Genomic DNA, 24,698 nt, shown 5'->3' with positions numbered 1-24,698 from the left:
CAGTTCAGAAATTTGCCTTTAGCGACAGTATGAAATTCCTTCCCGGTGCCACAATGCCAGAGCTGTAAGGGCGATAGCGCTGATCAGTTATATTTTCCAATCCGGCGCTCACCGAAAGATTATCGGTAATCTGATACATGGCTTTGAAATTGATTGTGTACCATGAAGGTGAATACGGATTGCCTTCAGCATCTTTAGCGTAAAGCACAGGCTTTTGCTTTTCTTCCTCGTTCAGGCTTTCATAACTGATTTCTGCGCTGTACATGGCATACACCTGCATTCTCAGTTGCTGGTACGAATAAGTTAACCGTGTGACCCCATAGGCCGGCGCTGCATGGCGCGATCTGCTTTCGGTGCCATCATCCATTTCCTCAATTCCTTTCTGATAGTTGTAGCGTGAAGAAATGCCAAAACCATCAGGTAATTTAATCTCAACCCCAGCATGGAAACCATACACATTGGCATTGGCCGCATTTTGAATTGCAAAAACCTTGCTCATGATACCATTGTACATGATGCTGTCCTGTCCGTTTACCTTGAACTCCCTCCGCACCAGCGCATTTTGCAATTGGGTATAATAAGCGCTTAAATCAAGTTTCACCCATTCGCCAAAAACCCGGGCAATGTTAATTTCTGCATTGTAAGCATATTCAGCTTTCAGGTTGGTATTCGGCACAATCACGTCGCCGGCAGCAAAATCAAAAATTTTCCCGATATCATCTACATTCGGCGCCCTGAAACCGGTTGAGGCATTTATGCTGAGCTTCCATGATTCCGAAGGGATATAAACGGCTCCCAGGCTTCCGGAAATTGCATTGTTGCTGAGCCGGGAAGTTTTGAAATCAAACGGAAAAAACTCAAGGTGCCTGGTAAAATCAGAATGGATGGAATACCAGCTATACCGGATCCCCGCCTGGGCAATCAAAAAATCTGACACCTTGCGCTGATAATTTATATATCCGGCATAGGAGCTCCAGGTTGATTGCGGGTAGCGGTCGGGCGTAGCAATTGCGTTGTTGTTTCTTATATCAATTGCCGATCCCAAAGAATTTACGTCATTTCGTATTGCTTCGATCCCATAGTAAAACTTGTCTTCATTCACTTGCTTTTCAAAGTCTGCATTTACTGAAAAGGCTTGAACTTCCTCCTGTTGCGTTCGCAACCTGAACCTGTTTCCTCCGCTGAAATTCCTGTCAATGCGACTTTCTTCAAAATATTGTTGGGCTACCCGAATCGAAAATTCGTTAAAAAAAAAGTTTTCCTTACGATGCGAAACCGAAAGCAGGTTCATCATCCATTTTTGCGGACCATAATTCCACACTGCAGATTGGGGCAAACCGTTTGCCTGGTTTTCGATCAATCTGTCGTAACGTGAGTAGGATGAGGTTTCCGAAAAATGAAAACCATATTGAAAATCCCAGGTTTCATTTGGTTTGAACCTTAGTTTTTGCATCAGGTTGATCTGCGAATAGCCGGTTGGTTTCTGAACCAGTGGGTCATTGTTCGCGATTACCCGGTCAACACTATCCATGCGCCTCACATAAAATCTGCGCAGGTATTCATCAGGTCCATGTGATCCCATCTTCAGATCGCCATAGTCAGAGCTTGTAAAACTAGTGACTGCCGCCCATTTATTCCAACCTATACTGACATCAAAATGCCCGGTTTTTTCATTGTTGGCCGAAGAATATCGCATCACCGCGTTGCCGCTTATCAAGGGTTCATCGCTGTCGTCTCCTGGAATTGGCGTCAATGTCTGGAAAGACATTACTCCTCCAATGGCATCGCTGCCATAGATCACTGAGCCTGGGCCGAAGAACACTTCTGTGTTCTCAATGGCAAACGGATCAAGTGAGATGACATTCTGAAGGTTCCCACCCCTGAAAATAGCTGTGTTCATTCTTACGCCATCAATTGTATAAAGCAGGCGGTTGGCTGCAAATCCTCTTATCATCGGGCTTCCGCCACCCTGCTGGCTTTTCTGTATGAAAACCTCTCCAGATGTGGCCAGCAAATCTGCGGCAGTCTGAGGATTTTGCAATGCTATTTCCCGTGCAGGAATGCTTGTAATCCTTGAAGGAACATCTTTAGATTCCTGGCTCAGGCGGGTTGCTGAAATAACTACTTCGCTAAGGCTGACTTCCGAAGTAAGCAATGAAATGATAAAAGACTTGGATTCAATAAGCGCGTAGCTTTTTATTGCGGGTTTAAACCCCAATGCCCTGATCTCAATTTTTTCAGCGCCCTTGAATGCTGAGATATCGGCCTGCCCTTTTGTATTTGTAATTGTAAAAGCCCTGGGGTTCTCACTTGCAAGTGTGGCCATTTCAATGGGCTGGCCAGTTTTGGCATCTTTGAGTGTAATGAGTTGAGCATTAGCAGCCAGCACTGCGCAGATCAAAGTCAAGAATAATGTTAGTTTTTTCATCAAAGTGATTTCGGCTTTAATCAAACAGTTTCAGTCCTCATTGCTCCGCAAGTAGGTCTATAAATAAAACTGTTTGTTATTGCTCTAAGGCAGTTAAAATTTCAATGATCAATAAATTTTGAAGAAGTTATTTTGTGCAAAGTTCACAATAAACCGCAATGAGATCAAAATGTGCGCCAAAAAGAAATGGCCCCGGGGATTAAATAATCCTTAGGGCCACGGCATCGATCCAAGATTAAAGTTTTTTCCTTTGAAAGGTTTGCTGCAAATCAGGCTTGTTTCACTAACTGAATCTCACAGAAAATCCTGACTTCGTCACTCACAAGCACACCGCCGGTTTCAAGGGCAGTGTTCCAGTTCAGACCCCAGTCCTTGCGATTGATTTTCCCGCTCAGACTGAAGCCGGCTTTTTCGTTACCCCAGGGGTCTTTATTTGTACCTCCAAATTCAACATCCAACGTGACGGGATTGGTAACATCTTTGATTGTCAAATTCCCGGAAAGTTTAAAAGTTTCGTCACCTGCACTCTTCATCTCTTTTGACTGGAATTTTAGTACAGGATATTTGTCTGATTCAAAGAAATCGGCTTTTCTCAGGTGATTGTCGCGGTCGGCATTATTGGTATCAACAGAGGCGGTTTTGGCTTCAAAAGAAACCTTAGTGTTGCTGAAGTTGGCATCATCGCTTTCGGCTGAAGCACTGAACTCACGAAAGTAGCCTGTTACAGTAGTTATCTTCAGGTGTTTCACCTTGAATTGAATTTCGCTGTGGGTTGGATCCAACACCCATTTAGTAGTACTCATAAATAGTTTCTGTTTAATTTATTATGCTTTTTTATTGAAATCATTAAATTTGGTTCCAGGTTGAAAATTTACTTGGAACCTTCTTAAATCATTACTAACCATAACAATAAAACTGTTAAAATGTTGAATAGCTATATTTCTTCCGGGTAATTTGAGAAGGAAAATATTTTAACCAGCCTGAATATTATTTACATTTGCAATAACGAATCTTATCATTAACCATAAAGAAAAAGAACATGTTACGTAAAAATCTCACCCTAGCATTGCTGTTTGCGCTCTTTCTGGCATGGGCAGCCTGCACCACCGAAACCAAAGACCCCATGAAGGATTTAGTTGCAAAGTATCACCTGGTTGAGCTTAAGGCCGACCTTTCGTGGCTCAGCCCGAACGAACGCGAAATCATTAGTTTGCTCATTGATGCCGCCAACATCATGGATGATATTTTCTGGAGCCAGGCTTATGGCGATAAAGATGCCTTGCTGGCAAAAATTGAAGATGAATATGCCAGACAGTTTGCTATGATCAATTATGGCCCCTGGGATCGGTTGGATGGAAACAATCCATTTATTGCCGGTTATGGGCCGAAACCATTAAGCGCAAATTTCTATCCCACTGATATGACGGCCGAAGAATTTGAGCAACTGCAGGATACTACAAAAACAAGCCTTTACACGCTTTTGCGCCGCGATGAAAACGGCAAGCTTATCACAGTCCCTTACTCAGTTGCTTACAAGGAACAGCATGAAAAAGCTGCCGGATTCATGCGCAGGGCAGCCGAGCTTGCCGAAAACGAAGGGTTAAAAAATTATCTTCTCAGCCGCGCCGATGCTTTACTTAACAATGATTACCAGCCCAGCGATTTTGCTTGGATGGAAATGAAAACCTCGAACATTGATTTTGTGATCGGACCCATTGAAAATTATGAAGACCGGCTATTTGGCTACAAGGCAGCACACGAATCATTTGTACTTGTGAAAGACCTGGAATGGAGCGCACAGCTTGAGAAATTCAATGCCATGCTGCCCGATCTTCAGGCAGGCCTACCGGTTGACCCGGCCTACAAGGCTGAGACCCCAGGCAGCGATGCCGACATGAACGTGTATTATGCGTTGTATTATGCCGGCGACTGCAATGCCGGAAGTAAAACAATCGCCATTAATTTACCCAATGATCCTGAAATTCACCTGGCCGTTGGAAGCCGTAAACTGCAGCTCAAGAATTCGATGAAGGCAAAGTTTGACGAAATCCTGGTTCCGATTTCAAACATGCTTATTGATGAGAGCCAGCGGAAATATGTCACTTTTGATGCGTTTTTTGAGAACACCACCTTTCATGAAGTTTCGCATGGCATGGGTGTTAAAAACACCATCACCGGCAAAGGCCCTGCACGCGAAGCGCTACGGGAATATTATTCATCCATTGAGGAAGCCAAAGCTGATATCATGGGGCTCTATCTGGTTACTAGGCTTTATGAAATGGGCGAAATTACAAGCGGGGAAGTAATGAATAACTACGTTACTTTTTTTGCTGGTATTTTCCGATCCAGCCGCTTTGGTGCAGCAAGCGCTCATGGCAAAGCAAACATGCTTAACCTGAAATATTTCGAACGCAACGGGGCTTTCATTCTCCAGGAAGATGGAACTTATAAAGTGAACTTTGAAGAAATGAAAGCCGCGGTTATTTCGCAGGTGGAAAATATCCTTACTATCCAGGGCGATGGTGATTATGATGCCGCCAAAAACCTCGTGGAAACTGACGGAGTAATGACAGACCAACTGCGTAAAGACCTTGACAGGGTAAATGCAACCGGACTTCCTGTTGACATTGTGTTCAAACAGGGGAAAGACGTATTGGGATTGTAATTGAATTCTTCACATTTAAAGGCCTGGCAGATTACAAAACCTGTCAGGCTTTTTTATGGCGCTTTCACTTCCGGAACGAAAAAGCTGATCTTTCGTGGTTTGCAGGTAATTTTAATCTTTTTCGGCGTTTCAATGATTTCTCCGTCAATTTGAAATTCGGCTCCGTCAGGATTTTGGATTTCGGCTTCTGTGCCCTGCCAGATCTTTACCAACGCAGACTCATGAATGGTTCCCCGGAAAAAATCGAATGAGAGTGTAACCATGTCGGCCACCCCAACCGGGTTTAGAGCAATGATTTCCATTTTACCATCATCCATCTTAGCCAGGGGGTTGATAATTGCACCTGTTCCGTATTTATCACCATTGGCAATAACCAACATCCTGGCTTCGATTGCTGTTTGCTTCCCATTTATACTGATCACGAAGGAGTATGGTTTCATGTCGAAAATTTGTAGCAGGGAATTCTTAAAATAGCTAAGCATTCCTCTTTCATCATCTTCTTCAAATTTCCTGATCATTCCGGCATTAAGCCCAAAATCGCTCAGGTGCAGGCAGGTGTGTTCATTAATTTCAACTGTATCCAGCATTTTGATTTTCCCGGTTTTAACCGCAATTATCGCATCTTCAACATTAAGGATGGCCAGGCATCGGGCCAACCCATTTGCGGATCCCAACGGTATGATCCCAATAGGGATGTTCACACCTGCCACTGCCTCAGCCACCAGCTTTATTGTGCCATCGCCACCGCCAACCAGCACAGCGTCCCACTTTTTTTCGGATAGCTTGACTTTTATTTCTACCGAGTCATGGTTTCCGGTTGTTTTTATTACTTCCAAAGAACTATCATTCAAGCTGACTTTGATCTTTTCCAGGACATCCTCGTAGTTAATCCATTCGCCTGAATTGGGATTTATTATATAAAGAATATTTTTTGTTGACATTTCGTTTAAATTATTCCATGATTTCGGGCATGCTGAATTGCCTGCTCCGTGTTTTTTACAAAAACGATCCCGGGCCCGGCAGGATCTCTCAGTTTCGCTTCCAGAAGTTTTCTTCGCTGGTCTTTGATTATTCTTATTTCCCTGATATAAACTGCTTTAATCTGACCCGGATGTTTTTCTATGATCTCGGCATATAGCTCTGGATCATGTTGACCACTGTCGCCAATTAAAATGAATTTCATGCCCGGATACAATTCAAGGATCATGTTGATCTTTTCCAGTTTATGTTGGTGGCTGCCACCTCCCGATTTCCAGATGTTACGCAGGTCTACGTGTAAATCCTTAAGCAACAAAGGGCCGGCAGGTATGTCGCGATAATTTAAAAAATCCCTGATCAGGTCATAAAGATTCCAATCACTGCTGGACACGTAAAAAAATGGATTTGTATTATTATCTGACAATGCTTTATAAAATTCGCTCACCCCTGGGAAAGGCCTGCGAGTATAAGCATTTTTTGAAATGGAAAGCCAGAACTTTTTACCAATCATGGTGGCGTGCGAGATCAATACCGTATCATCAATATCAGAAATTATTCCAATCGGGTGCCGGGAATGGTACCTGAGTACCTGGCTTTTTACATGATCTCTTTCCGGCCTGACCCCTTCTTCAGGGAGGAGGTGGCAAATGATAAAATCATTTTCCGGGATGGTTTCAACTGCGTGTTTGAAAGTGCAACTAATGATGCCTTCGGCATCGCTTTCCAGAATTATGTTCTGAAGATGATAGCTTACTTCAACTTTGGCATTGGGCACACTGCTTCCTGCATAACGCCTTATAGCAGCAAGTAAATTCTGAAAGTAATTTTTATTTGCCGATGGTCTACTTTGCCTGTACGACTCTACAACCCTGGCCTTAAAAAACATTTCTTTCTCGTTTCCAAAGGCATACAATGGCTCAATCTTAAGTGTGTCAAGTTTTCCAATACTCTTTTTAAGCCTGGCAAAAAGATATCGGAAGGGGAAAGTAATAATCCTGATAAACATTAAAAATCCTATTTATTCATATTTAAATCTTGAGTCCACTCCGAAAAGTCACAAATTGCTGATTTTTATCGTTTCTAACCCCTGACCCCTAAAGGGGAAACGCTAAATATCAGCAATTTGTGGAAGTCCCCTTTAGGGGATTTAGGGGTAGATTTACTTTTCGGAGTGGACTCAATCTTAATTGGCTAGATTAAAGATGCTCTATGTTAAATAACTCTACTTACTAAACCCATTTTGTCTGAATCTGTTCATGTTCATTACCGCACACTGCCATGAACGATTCTGAACGTTTATGATTGCCGGCAAAATTTATCAGCATCGGCCAAACCCATATCCGATAAGAACTTGTAACTTTGGCACGAAATTGTAGTACTGATCCTACTTTTCGTTCTCAGAACCATTTATTTATCTTTTAATATTCATACTTCACACATGAAAAAACAATTTCTATTGCTGACGCTTGCACTCATGCTAGCGTTCAATTTCCAGCTTCGTGCTGATGAGGGAATGTGGGTTCCCATGTTTTTTAAGGATTATATTTATTCTGATATGCAGAATATGGGTCTCAGGCTCACGGCCGAAGAGCTATACAGCCTCAACAACGCAAGTCTAAAGGATGCCATCGTCGGCCTTTCAAGCGGAGGCGCCCCCGAAGGCTTTTTCTGTAGCGCCGAAATTGTTTCACCAAACGGGCTTTTGTTTACGAACCACCATTGCGCTTACGGGCAAATTCAGCAGCACAGTTCGGTAGAATTTGATTACCTCACCGATGGATTCTGGGCCATGAGCTATGAAGAAGAACTTCCCAACGAGGGCATGACTGCTTCAATCCTTGTAAGAATGGAAGATGTAACCACCAGGGTACTCGCTGATGTTACTGCTGATATGAGCGATTCCGACCGCCAGGCAGCCATACGAAAGGTAATCCAGGAATTAAAAGAAGAAAATGCTGAAGAGGGCAAGTACGATGTAACCGTAAAGCCATTTTATGCCGGCAATGAGTACTACATGCTGGTTTATCAGACCTATCGTGATGTAAGGTTGGTTGGTGCGCCCCCTTCTTCCATTGGCAAATTTGGTGGAGACACTGACAACTGGATGTGGCCACGTCATACAGGTGATTTTACAGTGCTTCGTATCTTCACAGCCCCCGATGGTTCGCCGGCTAAGTACGCAAAAGAAAATATTCCTATGAAACCCAAACACCACCTGCCGGTTTCAATCAAAGGTGTTGAACGCGAAGACTTCAGCATGATATGGGGATTTCCGGGACGCACAAGCCGCTATCTTACATCATACGGCGTTGAGTATAATGTTGAGCATTTCCAGCCCTTGCTGGTAAAAATTCTTGAACGCCGGCTCGAAACCATGAAAACACATATGGACCTCGATCCTGCTATTCGCATTCAATATGCATCTACTTACTCGAGCCTTGCCAATGGCTGGAAATATTACCTGGGTCAGACCCGAGGGCTGAAACGCCTTGATGTTTATAGTCAGAAACAGGAAATTGAAGAAGCGTTCAATCAGTGGCTGGAAAACAACCCAGAAGCCAATGAAAAATATGGCGAAGTGCTTTCGAAGATGCAGGAAGGATACGGACTTATGGCCGCTGATGTTTTACCCACCATGTATCTGAACCTTGCTGCTATGGGGCCATCCAGTGTTGGTTTTGCCAGTTCACTAAGTGAAATGAGAACAGTGCTCGAAAAAGACCGCAAAAACAAGGAGGCCATTGAAGAAGCTGCTACAAAACTTCGCGCCAGGGCTTCCAGCCATTTTGAAAATATGGACTATAACACCGATGTCAGTCTTTTTGCCGCTATGATGGAAATGGTATTTTTTAACCTTGCTGAGCCATGGCGTCCTGCATTTTTTGATGATGTGATTAAGAACCATCAGGGCAATTTCCTAAGCTACGCCAAAGAAATTTATGCGAAATCTATCTTAACTTCACCAGAGGCACTTGAGAAATTCCTGGCAAAGCCACGCCTGCGTGATATTGATAATGATCCGCTTTTTACGGCTCAGAAACAAATACGGGAATTATCAATGAAAGCCTCCGGGAACTTTGGCAAAGGCCAGGGCATGGTTTCAAAAGCTGAGAAACTATGGATTGCCGCGCTGCGTGAGATGAATCCTGAGAAAATTTACTTTGCCGATGCAAACTCTACCATACGCTTGAGTTACGGACAGGTGCTCGACTATTACCCTGCCGATGCGGTTCATTACGATTACCTGACAACTCTTGCAGGCGTCATGGACAAGGAAGACCCCAGCAACGATGAGTTCATCGTTCATCCCAAACTTAAAGAATTGTATGAAAACAAGGATTTTGGACCCTATGGCAAAGACGGCGTGCTGTATGTGAACTTCCTTACCAATCATGATATCACCGGTGGAAACTCAGGTAGCCCGGTTATAAATGCTGATGGCCATCTGATCGGTATTGCTTTTGATGGTAACTGGGAAGCCATGAGCGGCGATATTGCGTTCGAACCCGAATTGCAACGGACCATTAATGTAGACACACGCTACGTACTCTTTATCATTGATAAGTTTGCCGGCGCTCAACGCCTCATTGACGAAATGACGATTATCAGGTAATTCACAGATTATCATAATTTACGGGAGTTTAAAACGTTCAATTAACCCCGGCAAGTCCAAACCTTGCCGGGGTTGAATTTTAAAATTATGACCAGACTGATTCTTCTTCTTTTTCAGTTATTTGCTGCTTCAGGTATCCTCTATTCACAAATCCTGAACGTGGAGAGCCAACGCATTGTACAGGATTCCTCGGGCTGGGTAGGAAAAGCAGATTTAACATTTAACATCACTTCGAACCAGGAACAGATTTTTGACCTGAACTCAGCCCTGCATCTGCAACATAAAAGAAACAAAAACACCTATATACTGCTGGGCGGAGCGAGTATGATCCGTGCTGGCGACAATGATTTCGACAATAGCGGACATATTCACTTCCGCTATAACCGTGACCTGAATAAATGGCTTACCTGGGAAGCCTTCGCTCAAGGTCAGTATAACCGGGTATTAATGATTGACCACCGTGAACTTGTGGGAACCGGGCCCAGGTTCCTGTTGCTAAATAGTGAAAACAGCAAGCTCTTTGCGGCATCGTTGTACATGTTTGAAAACGAACTGATCGTAGAGGCAAAAGAAAGCCAGATTAACCACCGTATCAGCAGTTATGTGGCTTATAACTGGAAAGTAAACGATCATGTTTCCATGAACAATATCATGTACTTCCAGCCACTGATCAATGATTTCAGTGACCACCGCATTATGCTTCAAACCAGTTTAAAATTCAGGATTACTAAAATTGTGGGGCTTTCGGTAAATTTCAACCTCCTCAATGACAGCGATCCGCCGCCCGGAATTAAGCACACAGTTTATTCGGTTAGGAATGGGTTGGAGGTGAGGTTTTGAGAAGAGACAAGAGCGTGGGGCGTGGAGCGTGGGGCGAGGGACGGAGAGACAAAGAGACGGAGAGATTGAAAGATGGAAAGAAGGAGACATGAGGAGATAATCAATCAGCAACAATTGTATTACAACAGTATGACAATTGTTTGACCCAAATCAAGTTACCAGCTACCAGAAACAAGCAACCAGTAACCAGTAACTAGAGACCTGGAACCTTGAATTTTGAACTTTGAATCCGGAACGATTTTACTTCGTCAAAACAATCTTTCTGGTGAACACGTGGTTTCTGGCAATGATCCGGGCCATGAAAACGCCTTCGGGCAAATTTGCACTGGTTCTGTCATCCCAGATGATTTGGTGCTGACCGGCTGATTTGGGTTCATCTAGCAACGAAATGATCTTTCTGCCTTGCAGATCGAATATTTCCAGGTTTACATGGCTGCTTTCTTTCAGGGTAAACCCAAAGCTAATTTGCGATGTAAAAGGATTGGGAAACGTGTTAAAAGCGCTGATTATAGGGTCTATATCATGAACACTTCCAAGTAAATCAGGATTTACCCATACAGGAACCATATGTGTTGCTAAATCGCTTACTACATAAATTGAATCGTAAAGAAAAAGATCTGGTCTTATAGCAACACCTGGAGTAAGGAACACGGTTGTAATCATAGATTCACCGGGCTGAATAGTATAGGGAAGTACAGGTTGGGGTTCGAAATAACAGGAGTTGTTATAGATTATCATGTCCTGAACCGATAACTCAACCGAAGACGGATTGTTAATGGTGAGTTCAACTCCATACCAGAAAGCTTGTTCAATGTTTTCAAACAAGAGAGAATCTGGCATTACAACGATGTCGGGTGGCATGGTAACCTGGAATGAACGGGCACCCGCTGCGCCAATCAATGGCCAGGTTTCTTTGCGGCCTGAAGCATCGGCGGCGGAAAGGTAATAAGTAATCAATGTATCACCAGGTGTAACGGGCAACATACCGGTAAATGTATGATCCTGTGCATGATAAAGCGGAACTGTATCAAAGTCGCCGGCATTTGTTTTGAAAATGATAAAAAGTGAGTCAGCATAGATAGTTTGTCCGCTATGTGCTATAATCTCGGCTTCAATCTCAAATTCAGATTGGTAATCAAACAAGCCTTGCAGGGGTACATGTCTGACCGAGAGCATCCCGATATCAGCAATTTCCTTCACGCGGCAATGCAATGCATCTGTGGATTGCCAACTGGATGAGTAAAAACCCATAACTTCATAACCCGGCAATGCCTGCTGGTAAGCAGCCAGTGCGGCCGCATCATGGGTGGAATTCACCGTGGGTACATAAACCCTGTGGTTAAGTATCAGGGAATTGGTGTAAGGTTGTCCGTTTGGTGAATAAACACGGAAAATCTGGTAGGGTGTTCCATAGGGGCTTAACTGGTTGGCAAAGTACATGGTAACCTGTTCATAGGCCGAATATTGCGGATTTGATGGGGGAACTTCTGCAATGAGAATCTTGTCTACGTCAAGAAATTTTGCCCAGCAATCAATGTGCTTAATATATTCACCCTGCGGGTCAATGGTTACATGATAGTTTTCTATTCCGGCATAATCCTCCATTTGTTGATTTACCCAGGTTGAATTATTGCCATTCTCTTCATAAACAAGGTCGGTCGAAGCGGCGCTTCCCCCTCCTGTTGACATATAATTGCCACCGGTATGAACCACACCCATAGCATAAAGCGGAACCCCGAGGTGATTGGCCAGATGTCCGGGTATCGCGTTATCGAGCGGCCTGGGCCGGTTGTAGGGGAAATCGAGCACGCTGATCTGGTTGTCTCCGTTAACGATCCACAACGGGCCATAATCCCGGGTCCAAATAGAGTTGGTGCCTGCAATAATGAAATCACAGTTATTCATGTTTGCACCTGCGGCCTGGTAGGAGTTATATGCTGCTGTTCGTTGCGATTGGTTCGCAGCAATAGTATAGACTTTGGTGTGCTGAGATATTGCTACTATCAGGCTGGTTGGAACACCAAGCCCATTATTGTATCGAACCATGGCTCCCTGCATACGTTCAAACTCCGAAATATTGCGGATAGGGCCCGGAGGCGATAGCGTTTGCTCAGTGCCAATTCCGATTTCGTGGCGGCGAAGTTCTTCCTCTGCTGTCATCCATTTCGGCAAACTATTGGGATCGTTCCACTCGGGATACTGTGCCTTTAATTCATTCAAACCGGTAAACACTGCCAATAGTGTCAGCAGCAGGGTAATAGTCTTTTTCATATAAGATTGTGGCATTAAATCATATCTGTGCAAAAGTAAACATAAAGCTTTGACTGTGACTACCGATGCATGCCCAAAATATCATGTTCATACATCCACACCGCATCACGGCGAAGCATTTCCTCAGTACTTAAAGCATTCTCGTGGGCTTTTCGGAGCACTTGTTCATACCATTCCGGGTCATCTTTGATCATCAACTCGTAGTAGATAATATAGTTGTCGCGTGTTTTTTCAATTTTTTCGTTAAAATCCAGCATAAACATGTATTCCGCATCAACCCGTATCATTTCTTCGATAGTCAGACCACGTTTCTTTGCCTTTCCGATTACATCTCCAAACCACTGGCGGTCGCGGCGGATGCTGTTTCCATAGTTGTATAGATGATCTTCCTGAAAACCTGGTTTATAGATTCTATAAAGATCATCAGTGAAATGCCAGAAAGCTGTGTGCAGGAACCGCTCCGTTATCATTACTAAAATTACTTCCTGTTTTTCAATTTCGGTTCTTATGTCCAGTTGGTCAACCGTTTTCTGATCCAGGTAAAAGTCAGGGTAAACCTGGCGGTGATAATACCAGAATGCCTCATTTGCGAAGATGTTTTTGGGAATTCCTGCATTATAAATATTCCAGTAATAACTATCGGCAACAACCAATACCATCGGGCGATGCTTACCTGCATCATTTTCAAATGCGAGGCGGGGATAAGCCATTTTTCCGGTTCGTGGTTTCCATAGAAGGTTCATTGATTTGCCCCCGTCAAAATCAGTATCTCTTAAATGAGATGTAAGGTCTACAGGCCCGTGTTTTATTTGGTTTAATGGCTGTCCTGAAAGACTTTCAACGTACTTTAACAGCGTATCGGCAGCGAGGCTCATCCCATATGTGCTCCAGTGTGTGCCATATTTGGGATAGAGTGGATAGGATGCAATTGATTTCAGATCTTTGAAATACTGATTCAGATCGAGGTGGTTGATTCCTAATTCCCTGCACTGCTGGGTAAAATAGTCATAATTGGATAGTGATTTATCCCAGGGCCGATAGCGATTTGGGATCAAATCGGCATGAAAGCTTGCCTTACCGGGTGCGAACACAACGGCCAGCTTGATGCCCTTTTGTGATAGCGTATCATGCAAAAACTTAATCCGGTTAAGTTTTTTATCAATTGTGTTCTTGCCTATAAAAAGACGTCCCAGGTATTCAAGGATATAGTCTTCTTCAATTACCACACCTTTGCGGGCAATGATCACGCCTTCGGCATGTGCTTTTCTGTAAAGCATCAAATCAGCCTGGTTCCGGATGCGAACCAACAAAGGCCTGAAGCCAACTTTTTCCTCAATGAAGCGCTCCATTTCCTGTTGAAAGCTTCCATTAAAGAATTTTCCAACTGAAAAAACAGGTCTTTCAATTACTTCAAAAGCTCCTTCAAGCGGAGGTATTTCAAATATCCTGAACCGTCTCTGCAACTCAGGCAAGAGCATCACTGCCAGGACTGTAACAAACAACAGGGTGAGTATTCTTGAACGATCCATGACTAAAACCTAAAATAAATGAACGGGTTAAAACCGCTTGCTGTTACCTGGCTTAAACCCATGATAAACAAAATAAAAGCAGACACTGTTATGGCAATTAAACCATTGGTAGTCCGTATTCCGGTGTAAATCTTCATTTGCCATTTTTCAATTCCTGGCGCTAATGCCCAGAAAGAAAAAACAGTTGAAACTATCAGCAATACTATCAATTGTGGTGTGATCAAAAAATCTACAACCTGAAAATTAAGTGAAAACATCAGCGAATATATTTCAACTGCATGTGTTAATGAATCAGCCCTGAAAATAACCCATCCTAGGGTAACAACGAAAAACGTAAAAAATACGGCAATTACCCTTCCTGCTTTTTTCATAAGTTTTGTCAGAAACAAACGCTCAACTGACATAAAAACACCATGATAGAGACCCCAGAGAATAAAGGTCCAGCCTGCGCCGTGCCAAAAGCCGCAAAGCAGCATAGTGATAAGGCTAGCAAAAATATAAAGCCATTTGTCGGTTTTCAGACCAAGATATTTGTTTTCGGGCATGCGCCGCGACAAAGCGTAGGCAACCGGAAGAAAGAGATAATCGCGCAGCCAGGTTCCCAAGGTAATATGCCAACGTTTCCAGAATTCTGTGATCCCAACCGAAATGTAAGGATTGTTGAAATTTTCCTTGATGTTAAACCCGATCATTCGTGCCAGCCCGATAGCCATATCGCTGTAAGCAGAAAAGTCGAAATAAATCTGGAAGCTATAGGCAATTGCTCCAAGCCAGGCGGTTTTGGTGTTGAGCAGAAAGGTTTCAGTTGCAAAAATCTCGTCGGCATATCCTCCCAGTACATTGGCAATCATCACTTTTTTTGCCAGGCCGAGTGAGAACCTGAAAAAGCCGGTAAGTCGTTCTTCAAAACCCGAAAATTCTTTGCGTTCGGCAATCCGGGGAGCAAACTCCTTGTAACGTACTATCGGCCCAGCCAGGAGTTTAGGAAAGAAAAATATAAAGAGCGCATAATCCCTGAGCTTTTCGGCGGGTTGGGTCGTACCGCGATAAACGTCAATCAGGTAGCTCATTTTCTGGAATGTAATAAATGAGATACCGAGCGGCAGTATTACATTCAATAACGGCATCCGGGGAAGTCCAAGCCAACCCATCATCATATTAAACTGAACGATGAAAAAGCCGGTGTACTTAAAATACAACAGCATGGAAAGGTTCAGAAGCAAAAGAAACACCAGCAAAGTTTTGCGCGGCTTGCCTGAGGCTGCATGCATTGCGCCAGACAGATAATAATCTATCAGGATTGAAACTATCAGTAAAAAGGTAAACGAAGGTGCACCCCAGAAAAAAAATATTGCACTTGCGCCAAGTGTAAAAACATTACGAAATCTGCTTCCCAGAAGAAAATAGACCAGCAAAAAAGCCGGCAGAAAATATAAGAGAAACAGACTGCTGCTGAAGTTCATCGGGGAAATGTTTGTGGCACGGCAAAAGTATAAAATACTGCGAACCTATTTCCCAATTACCAATTTCTTGTGCAATGTGATATTGTTTGATCTGAAAACCAAAACATACATGCCTTGCGGGCTGTTTTCCAGGTTTATTTCGTAGGACCCATCAGCATGGGACACCGATCCTTCATCATAATAAACAACGTTGCCGATAGGGTTAATTACAGCTATTGAATATGGCAAACCGTTATGGCTGTTAATATTCAGGCGGAACAATCCATTTGAAGGATTGGGTGCAATTCGGATCATGTCTGCAGTTTCAGGAAGTTCAATTCCAACAGTAGAATCATAAACCCAGGTGGATTTGGTTTCAGAAAAACCGCCGTCACCACAGGCATTTGATCCACAAACCTTGATCGTTGCATATCCGGTATAAGCTGAATTCCATTGAACGCTTGCTGTTGTTCCTTCGCCTGAAATACTCCCAGCCGATGCTGGCTCCAGCACCCAGGAATAATTCATTGCCTGGGGCAATGCAACAGTTGTATAGATGCTTGAGGAGTGAACAAATAAATCTACGCTATCTGGTCCCGAAGGTGTAACACCAATTCCTGGAAGCATTACAAACGAAAGTAAAATTTCATCACTGACTACCTCGCAAGGGGGATTGGAAAAAGCATTCAACGTCAGCGTTACTGAGCCGTTGGCAAGGTCGTTCGGACCGGGGGTGTATGCAGGGTTCAGAATCGCGGTATGATTGAAAGCGCCATCGCCAGTTGTTGCCCAGAGCAGTTCGGTAAAATTATCGGCATAAGCTGAATCCAACACAAAAACTTCCCCGATGCAAACATCAGAATCGGGTCCGGCAAAAGCTTCGGCCATCTGCAAAATTGAAAGCATAACACTATCGGACAACGAACTGGATGCATACTCTGCGGTAAGCGTCAGCATAACTTCGCCTATTATTATATCAGATTCACCTGGAGTGTAAACCGGACTCAGGATATGCTGATTATCAAAACTGCCTGAGCCATTGGTTGACCACTCAATGCTGGAATAGTTTGTTGCGCTGCCAATAGGCGAAAAGGTTTCTCCTTCGCATATCTGACCGTCAATCCCGGCGCTTACTGATAAGAATGCAGGGAATGTTATATAATCAACCCAGGCGCAGTCCGAACCCGTTGAAACGCTGTAATCCTTTTCATACATCCACTTTAGCACATTTGCACCGGCGCTCACCGGGTAAGAAACTTTTCCCCAGGAAACATTTCCAGCCCATTCACCCTTTAGTACGCCATTGATATAAAACTTCAGGTAATCATAACTGGGTTCAGAGGAAACCTTGCGGTAAAATGAAATTGAATCGTCCACAGCAACTATAATTGTCACTTCCATTACTGAAGTCTGGTTATCGGCAATTGTACCAGATTTTGCGCTATATGTTCCTTCGTAAGGGCTTGCTGTGTCAATAACCCAGGGTTGGTTTCCGGAAAACTGCCACGGGAAAGCATTGAAATTGCCACTCTCGAAACTCTCTACAATAATTCCGGTAATAATATTTATTTCGCCTGTAGTTTGGAAATCATTGTGACCGTCAATGATTGCATTAATAGTAATTACCTGCCCGGAAGTCAAATCGTTGGAGGCAGTAATGTTAAAAACAGCATACTGCCCAAATTCTGCCGGAAGTGTGCTTATTGTTGCCTGCGTTGAATTCAGTGTAATTTCGGGGTTGGGGCTTGAAATATTGATTAGGATATTATTCAATGCTGCACCACCATTGTTCTTGAAAAAGATTGCAATATCAGTTGTTTCGCCTGGATCCAGAATGCCATTGCTGCCATCCTGAACCAGAGCGTGGGTTAAATTGATCAGCGGGGCAAATGCATGCATGCTTAGTTGCCGCGACCAGTTATCGGACGCCGAGGTGATATCAAGATCAAAGCCGAGCAAATGATTATTGGGAACCTGGTTTGAAACGCTAAATGAAAATGCACCCGCAAAAACCACTGAATCACCGGGCGCGAGCGAACTGATCTGGTAAATGCTGTCAATCATTGTTATTAAGGGATCCTCTGTGGCAAGGGTCATGATTGCATTTGTGACCATTGCGGGTTCCATGCTTTTGATGATGATATCCATTGTGGCGGTTTCACCAAATTCGAGAATATTGTTTGTACCCGACTGTAATGCATAATCTATGATTAGACCTGTAGTGTTCAGCGCCAGGGTTTTTGTTGCAAAAAGATTGTTATTGTCTGTGGCCATGAAAGTAAGCAGGCAATTATCATACACTTGGGTTGGAATACCTTGCAGGATTCCATCGGCTGAAAGGCTCATTTCAAAGGCAAAGTCGGGGGCTTCAAATTCAACTTTTTTATTTGGCTGAACCGAAGGATCGGCAGTAAATGAAAGCAACTGATAATTCCTGTAATCACCACTGGATAACCCTCCGATCCATTGCGTTCCTGCTGGAAACTGCATATTGCCGTAGTAATATTCTATATCCCCATTTGGAAATAGTTTCACAGCAAAATTCAACTCTGTTGACTGATTTCCGTTAAGTGATGCCTTCCATCTGAATGTGGCTGAGTTCTCATCACCCTCATACCAGATCCCTTGCCCTGAATATAGCCTAAGATCAAAATTGTAAGGTGCAATTCCCTTGTATCCTTTGAAAAGAACCATTGGTTCGTTAAGGTAAGGCCAGGGATATAATTGCCGGTCAAACAAAACAACTCCGTTCACATGAATGAATAAGGTGTCAAATAATTCTCCGTAGAAAGGGAAAGAAAAATCTAGTTTTTTTGTAGCATACCCGTTTGTATTGCTGGTTGGGGTAAGTTGTTGTGAAGTTATAGTTGGAAATGTTTGTGTTGAAAGCGATTCCTCATAATCCATCTTTAAGGACCAGTGATACGGCGATGTTCCGCCCGTTGCCTGAAGCTGTGTAGAATATGGTTCATAAATTTGAGCGCCTGGAATTGATGTGTTACTTATCTGAACTGTATTATACGTCAGGCCTGCATTCACCCAGAGGGTTGTTTTACCATCGTTTACAAGTGGCACTGGGGCATTGGGGCAAACAATCTCATTAACGCCATTGGTGTAATCCATAAGCGAGAAGGCCAGAATATCACCTGTACCCGTGCCGTTTGGATCCTTTTCATAAACCCTTAGAAAATATCTTGCAGTCTGGCCGCTGGGTACATGGCTCAGTAAAGGTGTGATGTCCAGCCCAAATTCTATTGTTTTGGCTTCCTCTGTGAATTCGCCCTGCATAGGCCTTAGATCGCCCTGATAGTGGAAAATGGGGAAATCCATTTCAATTGTTGGCGAGGTTGCATTCGGATCGAGTGACAAGCCGGCAGTAACCTTGATCTGTTCACGCAAATTATGTTTCAGCGTAACTTTCATTGTAAGCTGCGGTTCAGTATTGGATTTGGCTTTGATAACGTGTACCGCATTATTCCAGATTCCGCCGCCGCCGTATGGATCAGCAAGCGTTTTGTACATCATGTAACAAAAGCCGCCATCGCCCCAGTTAGGAACTCCACCGTAGCTGTTTACCATTTTTAGTCCGCCTATCTCCCAGTCACGCAGATCAACAACACCATCTCCGTTAATATCAAGGTGGTTGGTGTATTGTCCATCATTGTTATAATCCCATCGGATTGAGTCATGATAGCCCACAATCGTCATAGCATGATTTGCGCTGCTCCAGCTAACAGCAACCTTTTTGCCGGCTTCAGGAGTGCCAGGGGGCAATGAATAAAGTGGCGGGGGATTGGCATAAAATGTTGCTACACCACCATGTTCTGAACCTTCGAGGTGATCTTTCAGATAGTGCTTCAGTATTTGTAAACCCTCAGGAGTGCTAACATTAATAGAATACGCATCATGAATGCGATTGTGCATGGCATGATAATAATCATTGTAGCCACTCATCCAGCGTGTGCCTCCGCCTGCCGACATGCCGCCGTAAACCGGTACATTCGGTGTGCCCACATGCCTGAGCATATCGGCGGAATGAAAATAGCTTGCTCCATACCATCCATTACCTCCGTTTACCCAGTTCCATGCAAAATGGGTCGGGTATTGGTTCGCAGGAATATTGCCAGGCAGATTTCTGACCCGGTTCATTTCATAAGTAAACATATAGCCCACAAATGAAGCTTGTCCGCATGAAAGACCATCCTGGTTATACGCCGGCCGGAAAAAGGGAAGCGCTGAGTTATCAAGGACTATCGGTAGCAATGGAGCGTTGGGACCAGAATAAATTGCGGGAACAGAAATTGGAGCCAGCGTACGCAAAGGTTCCAGGGTTTCTTCATCTATGAGCGGCAGGGTTTCAGTTTGAGCAGAACCACTGATTTTGGGGTTAATTTGATTTTGCTGGGCGTTTACAAATATGAACGCTAAAAAAAGCATAATGAGTGTAGAAAATGATTTCATATTATTTTGCTTCTGTGAGTTTTACGGCCTAAAAGTACATATAAATTCTTAGTCTTCGATTTTCTGTATGATCATTCAGGGAAACAAGAGGGCTTGCACAGTGCATACAAAACACCACTTTTAATGACAACATATTGCTTAACGCGAAATAATAAATCTTGCTGTAAAAACCTCTTGCGAACCTGCGATCTTCATAAAGTAAATGCCGCTCCTGTAATCTGAAACATCAAGGCTGAATGGACTGTTTGCATTAAGCCTGATGTTAGGTATTTCTTCAAGCATTTGCCCGTTCACGTTAAATATCCTGATCGTTGCCACTGAATCACCCTGGTGAACAGGTATAATCCTGATATGATCACTGGCCGGATTGGGATAGATTGTGAAAGCTGGTTTGCGGGTTGGGGGAATTCCGGTGCAGGAATTTACTGTAATTATCTCTTCAAGGAATAATGTGTCGGACATGATACCATCGCTAACTATTAGTCTGACAGAAAACTTTCCGTGTTCGTCGTATCGGATAACCGGAGAAAATTCATTGGATATGGCCGGGCTTCCCCCCTCAAATTCCCAGCTAACTGCTTGAACATTGCCCGCTGTTTTCAATGAGAACCCAACGCTTTCGGTGTCGCAAATCTCATAAGCATCGGCTGTGAAATTGGCTGTAAGCCTATTGGTGTTGAACCCAAAGAAATCAAGGTAGTTCTTCATCAGAAGAACTGGAAGAGTGTCTGAAAGTGATTTATAAATTCCATTAAATTTAAAGGTAGCACCAATGGTTTTGTACGTTTCGTTTTCATTTGCAATGGCATAATGCAAGCCGCGTGGCATATCGGTAAATAAAACGAAGGCGTCGTCATCCATTGGCTGCATGTCGTCTGTTTTTACGATTTGTTTCTGGTACTTAAAAGTCAGGTTATCGGCGAATGTTCCGGTATTTCCTACCAATGAGTCAATACCATGAGGCCATCCGTTGATAAACCCCTGTATTTTGAACATGTCATGAACTGGCCTGCGGGGATCGCCTTTCCATGTTGACGCACCTTCCATGTATATATTACCGCCATTCATAAGAAATGCCTCCATAATGGTGCTTTCCTCCACTGTAAGAACATGCCGGTAAGGAAAAACACCGAGGCACACCATCAGGAGGTTGTAACCCGATAGATCAGTAATTAGCGTTGTTGCAGCAGTTCTGGTAAAGTTATTTTTCCTGATAGCATCCAGCATTAATGCTGACGAGGAGTTGTTGGGATCAAGATCAACGATAAGAATGCCCGGATTTCCGACAGACAACATCTGTGCTACAACCATCCCGGGTAGGTTGTTATGCAAGAGTTCGATTTCCAGCTCAAACATATACCCTTTGGGGGCATTGCTATGTACGCCTATTGAGGCTGTAATTTCATTTCCGTTTAAGGGTAGCAGATCCCCTACATCAAAAGAAAGAGGTGGATAAAGAATTACGAAAGGATCGTTACAAACAAGGTTTACTATAACATTTTCAGCAATAGCATTACCAGAATTAGCGATGCCAATGGAAATATTATACATATTCCCCGGTTCAAGAATTCCAGATGTCGCTCCGTGTACAACAAAATTTGTAATACCAAGCGAGGCTTTTTTTACCTTAAAATGTGCGGTCCTGATTCTTGACTGGTTATTCCATGCCAATACACCGGTTACCTTTAAAAGATAGTTCTCTGGTGTGGTTGGGGCAATTGTAAATCCATCACTGAGGGTAAACTGTTTGATTTCGCCAGGTAAGAGACTACCTGCCTGATAACATGGATTATTCCAGAGAATGAATCCATCTTCCGGAGAATTAAAACAAACTAATAAATCACTGATTTCCTCAGGAGAAATGTTTTTAACCGTTACATCAATGCTGGCCGATGAACCCGCAATGAGGTTTTCCTGGCCGGGCTCAAACAAAAACTGAACGGCATCAGTAAGCTGAAATGATTTTTCGTCCGATATACTCCAGTTGTCGCTCACCTGCACAAGAATGTCATAAATAATCTCTGAACCGTCATGCGTACAGGTGAGTATGCCATCAGTGCCAATACTAAGCGTATTGGGAAGAGAAACCGGGCTCAGCCCAATACCAGTATTGCCGGCTAATTCCTGTTTGCCTGATATTTCCAGAAGGTGGTAGTTTATCTTATCGCCTTTTGAAACACCGGCCACCCACTTGCAATGTTCGGCAAACGAAAAGGCCTCATAATGGTATTCTATTCTTCCATCTTCAAATAAAATTGCGCTGAATACCACAGGGGTTTGCAAATTACCAACCTCATAGGTTAACATCCAATTCACCCGGATGTGGTCGGCGGCTGGTTCGAACCAAATCGTGTCATTGTTTTCAGCTTTAAGCTTCAGCTCGCGGGCCATAAAAGGCGCCACACATTCAAAAGTGTTGAACAATACCATTGGATCCAGCCAATAAGGATACGGATAAGCTCCTTCTTTGAACATTATAAATCCATTAGCGAAAGCTGTAATTTGTTCATAAGCCGTGTCAAAAAACGGGAAGCTGAAATCAAGATCAATAGTTTGCCATTGGCCCCAGCCTGAAAATGTGCTTCCACGCTTTTCAAACTCAGGGCTGGTTATGAAGGGCATATAATGTTCCGAATATTCCTGTTTTATTGACCATTTATAAGGCTCAAGACCACCATTTGCTTCCATCTGAACAACCATTGACTCATTCGGTGTCAAGGCCGGTAAATCAGTGGTTTGGATCGAAACTCGTTCGTAATCTATTTCAGCGCTTATTCCAACAGTAGTTTTCCCATTATTTATGAGCAAAATATTTTGATTTGGATAAGGGTACTCCTCAGGTTCTTCTCCGGAGTAATCTATTATGGAGAACGAAACCAACTCCCCATCATATTGGTTGGCCGGGTCATTTTCAAAAACCTGCAAGAAATACCGGGCTTTCTGTCCTGGTTCAATAAAATCGAGCAAGGGTGTCATATCCAGGCCAAATTCTATGGTTTTGTCCTCCTCAGAATTACCTCCCTGCATATAATTGATGCCTCCCTGGAAGTTAAACATAGGAAACTCAATCGTATGCTCGGGCAACTGTAGAGAAGTATCAGCGGCAATTCCTAGCTGTACCTTGACGCTTCGCCTTGAAGTATGCTTCAGCGTAATTTTTGCAGTAAGCAGTGGAGAATAGTCACTTTTTACTTTCAGTACATGCATGGAATGTTCCCAAATGCCGCCATCGAAAACATCGTCTGCCAGGGTTTTATACATCATGTAAGCAAATCCTTTGTTGGCCCATGTATCACCATAACTATTTCCGAATAGCAACCCTCCTATTTCCCAGTCCCGCATATCAACAACTCCATCGCCATTTATATCTAAATGGTTAGTATATTGTCCATCGCCGTTATAATCCCAGCGGATTGAATCGTTGTATCCAACAACAACCATTGCATGGGCCGGCAGTCCGGCCCAATTGGCAATAACGAGGCGGGATGCTTCCGGAGTTCCAGCCGGCAGAGGTTTAAGGTTGAAAGGTGAATTTGCATAAAAACTTGCTACACCTCCTATCTCTGATCCATCCAAATGATTGTGAAGCCAATGCTTAAGTGTTTGCAGTCCTTCCGGTGTGCTTACATCAATAGTATAAACACCTTCGATCCTGTTAAACATTCCGCGGTACCATTCATTGTATCCGCTCATCCATCGCTTGTCGCCGCCATAATCTATGCCTCCATAATCCGCAATATTGGGTGAACCGTTAGTTCGGAGAATCTCAAAACTATGAAAGTAACTAGATCCGAACCATCCATCGCCACCACTTGAGAAATTCCAGTGAAAGTGAGTCGGATATTGATTTTCAGGAACGTCGGAAGGTAAATTGCGGGCCCGGTTGATTTCATAAGTAAAATTATAGGAAACGCCGCTGGCCTGCCCACAGGATGCTGCCGATCCCTGATTAAATATCGGCCGGAAATATGGTTGCTCCGCATTATTTAACCACGAGGGCAGTTTAGTCTCTTTTTCACCTGTTCCCTGATACTCTAACCTGGGAAGGTTTCTCATCCAGTTCAGTTCAACTTCTGAAAGGATGTTTTCTTCATTAAAATGCTGATTCGGTTGATTAAGCAGAATCGAATCTGCTATAGTCTGACCCTGTGCGCAGTAGTAAGATACTCCGAGAAAGAAAGCAGTTATGAACAAGTTCCGTATCATTAAGGCAATATTTTCTTCAAACTTAGTCATTATTTGCTTAAGCACTTTATTTGCTGTCGGCGGGAGTAAAAAAATCCAGCTCCAAAATTTGAAGCTGGATTCAACATTTAGGTTTCTATAAACGTTATTTCCTGATAATCAATTTTCTGAACACATTGATATCGGGGCTTTCAATGGAGAGGATGTACATGCCATTGTCCAGGTGGTTTAAGTCAAGTGTCTGGCTGTAATGGCTGCCGCTCATGCTTACAACTTCGCTGTAAAC

The 24,698-nt window shown here is 43.5% G+C and carries 13 protein-coding genes; 3 read left to right on the top strand and 10 right to left on the bottom strand.

All coding sequences use genetic code 11. The annotated features are described in order from the left end of the window. Positions 1–4 precede the first annotated feature (4 nt). Positions 5–2,428, bottom strand: coding sequence for a TonB-dependent receptor (locus IH597_03110; GenBank protein MBE0661433.1), 2,424 nt, complete (start codon positions 2,426–2,428; stop codon positions 5–7). 269 nt (positions 2,429–2,697) lie between these two features. Further along, entirely contained in the window at positions 2,698–3,231 is a 534-nt protein-coding gene (locus tag IH597_03105) for a YceI family protein (GenBank protein MBE0661432.1), read from the bottom strand. A gap of 236 nt (positions 3,232–3,467) precedes the next feature. On the opposite strand from IH597_03105, the gene IH597_03100 reads away from it, so the two are divergent. Next, a complete protein-coding gene (locus IH597_03100) occupies positions 3,468–5,093 on the top strand; it encodes a Zn-dependent hydrolase (protein ID MBE0661431.1) in 1,626 nt (541 codons plus the stop codon). Positions 5,094–5,146: 53 nt separating this feature from the next. Here the strand turns inward: IH597_03100 and IH597_03095 are convergent, their stop codons facing one another. Then, positions 5,147–6,034, bottom strand: a complete 888-nt coding sequence (locus IH597_03095; protein ID MBE0661430.1) for an NAD(+)/NADH kinase — start codon at positions 6,032–6,034, stop codon at positions 5,147–5,149. A 5-nt stretch (positions 6,035–6,039) separates the two neighbouring features. After that, entirely contained in the window at positions 6,040–7,077 is a 1,038-nt protein-coding gene (locus IH597_03090; GenBank protein MBE0661429.1) for a DUF2183 domain-containing protein, read from the bottom strand. Between the two features lie 432 nt (positions 7,078–7,509). Between IH597_03090 and IH597_03085 the strand changes: the two genes are divergently transcribed. Next, positions 7,510–9,684: a S46 family peptidase gene (locus IH597_03085; GenBank protein ID MBE0661428.1), complete on the top strand. Its 2,175-nt coding sequence runs from the start codon at positions 7,510–7,512 to the stop codon at positions 9,682–9,684. Between the two features lie 87 nt (positions 9,685–9,771). Next, positions 9,772–10,524 carry a DUF481 domain-containing protein gene (locus IH597_03080; GenBank protein MBE0661427.1) on the top strand — a complete coding sequence of 251 codons (753 nt, stop codon included), beginning with the start codon at positions 9,772–9,774 and terminating at the stop codon, positions 10,522–10,524. 240 nt (positions 10,525–10,764) lie between these two features. Here IH597_03080 and IH597_03075 read toward each other — a convergent pair whose 3' ends face one another. The 6 genes from IH597_03075 to IH597_03050 form a co-directional block, all read right to left on the bottom strand. After that, a complete protein-coding gene (locus IH597_03075) occupies positions 10,765–12,795 on the bottom strand; it encodes an agmatine deiminase family protein (GenBank protein MBE0661426.1) in 2,031 nt (676 codons plus the stop codon). A 59-nt stretch (positions 12,796–12,854) separates the two neighbouring features. After that, positions 12,855–14,324, bottom strand: a complete 1,470-nt coding sequence (locus IH597_03070; protein MBE0661425.1) for a hypothetical protein — start codon at positions 14,322–14,324, stop codon at positions 12,855–12,857. Positions 14,325–14,326: 2 nt separating this feature from the next. Then, positions 14,327–15,787 carry an MBOAT family protein gene (locus IH597_03065; GenBank protein MBE0661424.1) on the bottom strand — a complete coding sequence of 487 codons (1,461 nt, stop codon included), beginning with the start codon at positions 15,785–15,787 and terminating at the stop codon, positions 14,327–14,329. A gap of 45 nt (positions 15,788–15,832) precedes the next feature. After that, complete coding sequence (locus IH597_03060; protein MBE0661423.1) at positions 15,833–20,227, bottom strand: T9SS type A sorting domain-containing protein; 4,395 nt, start codon at positions 20,225–20,227, stop codon at positions 15,833–15,835. Positions 20,228–20,365: 138 nt separating this feature from the next. After that, a complete protein-coding gene (locus IH597_03055; GenBank protein MBE0661422.1) occupies positions 20,366–24,433 on the bottom strand; it encodes a T9SS type A sorting domain-containing protein in 4,068 nt (1,355 codons plus the stop codon). 124 nt (positions 24,434–24,557) lie between these two features. Further along, the coding region (locus IH597_03050; GenBank protein ID MBE0661421.1) for a T9SS type A sorting domain-containing protein at positions 24,558–24,698 on the bottom strand (141 nt) is incomplete at its 5' end.

The sequence above is a fragment of the Bacteroidales bacterium genome, assembly GCA_014860575.1.
Lineage (GTDB): Bacteria > Bacteroidota > Bacteroidia > Bacteroidales > JAAYJT01 > JAAYJT01.
The sequence above is the reverse complement of the archived record's forward strand: the minus strand, read 5'-3'. Positions and strand labels throughout refer to the sequence as shown.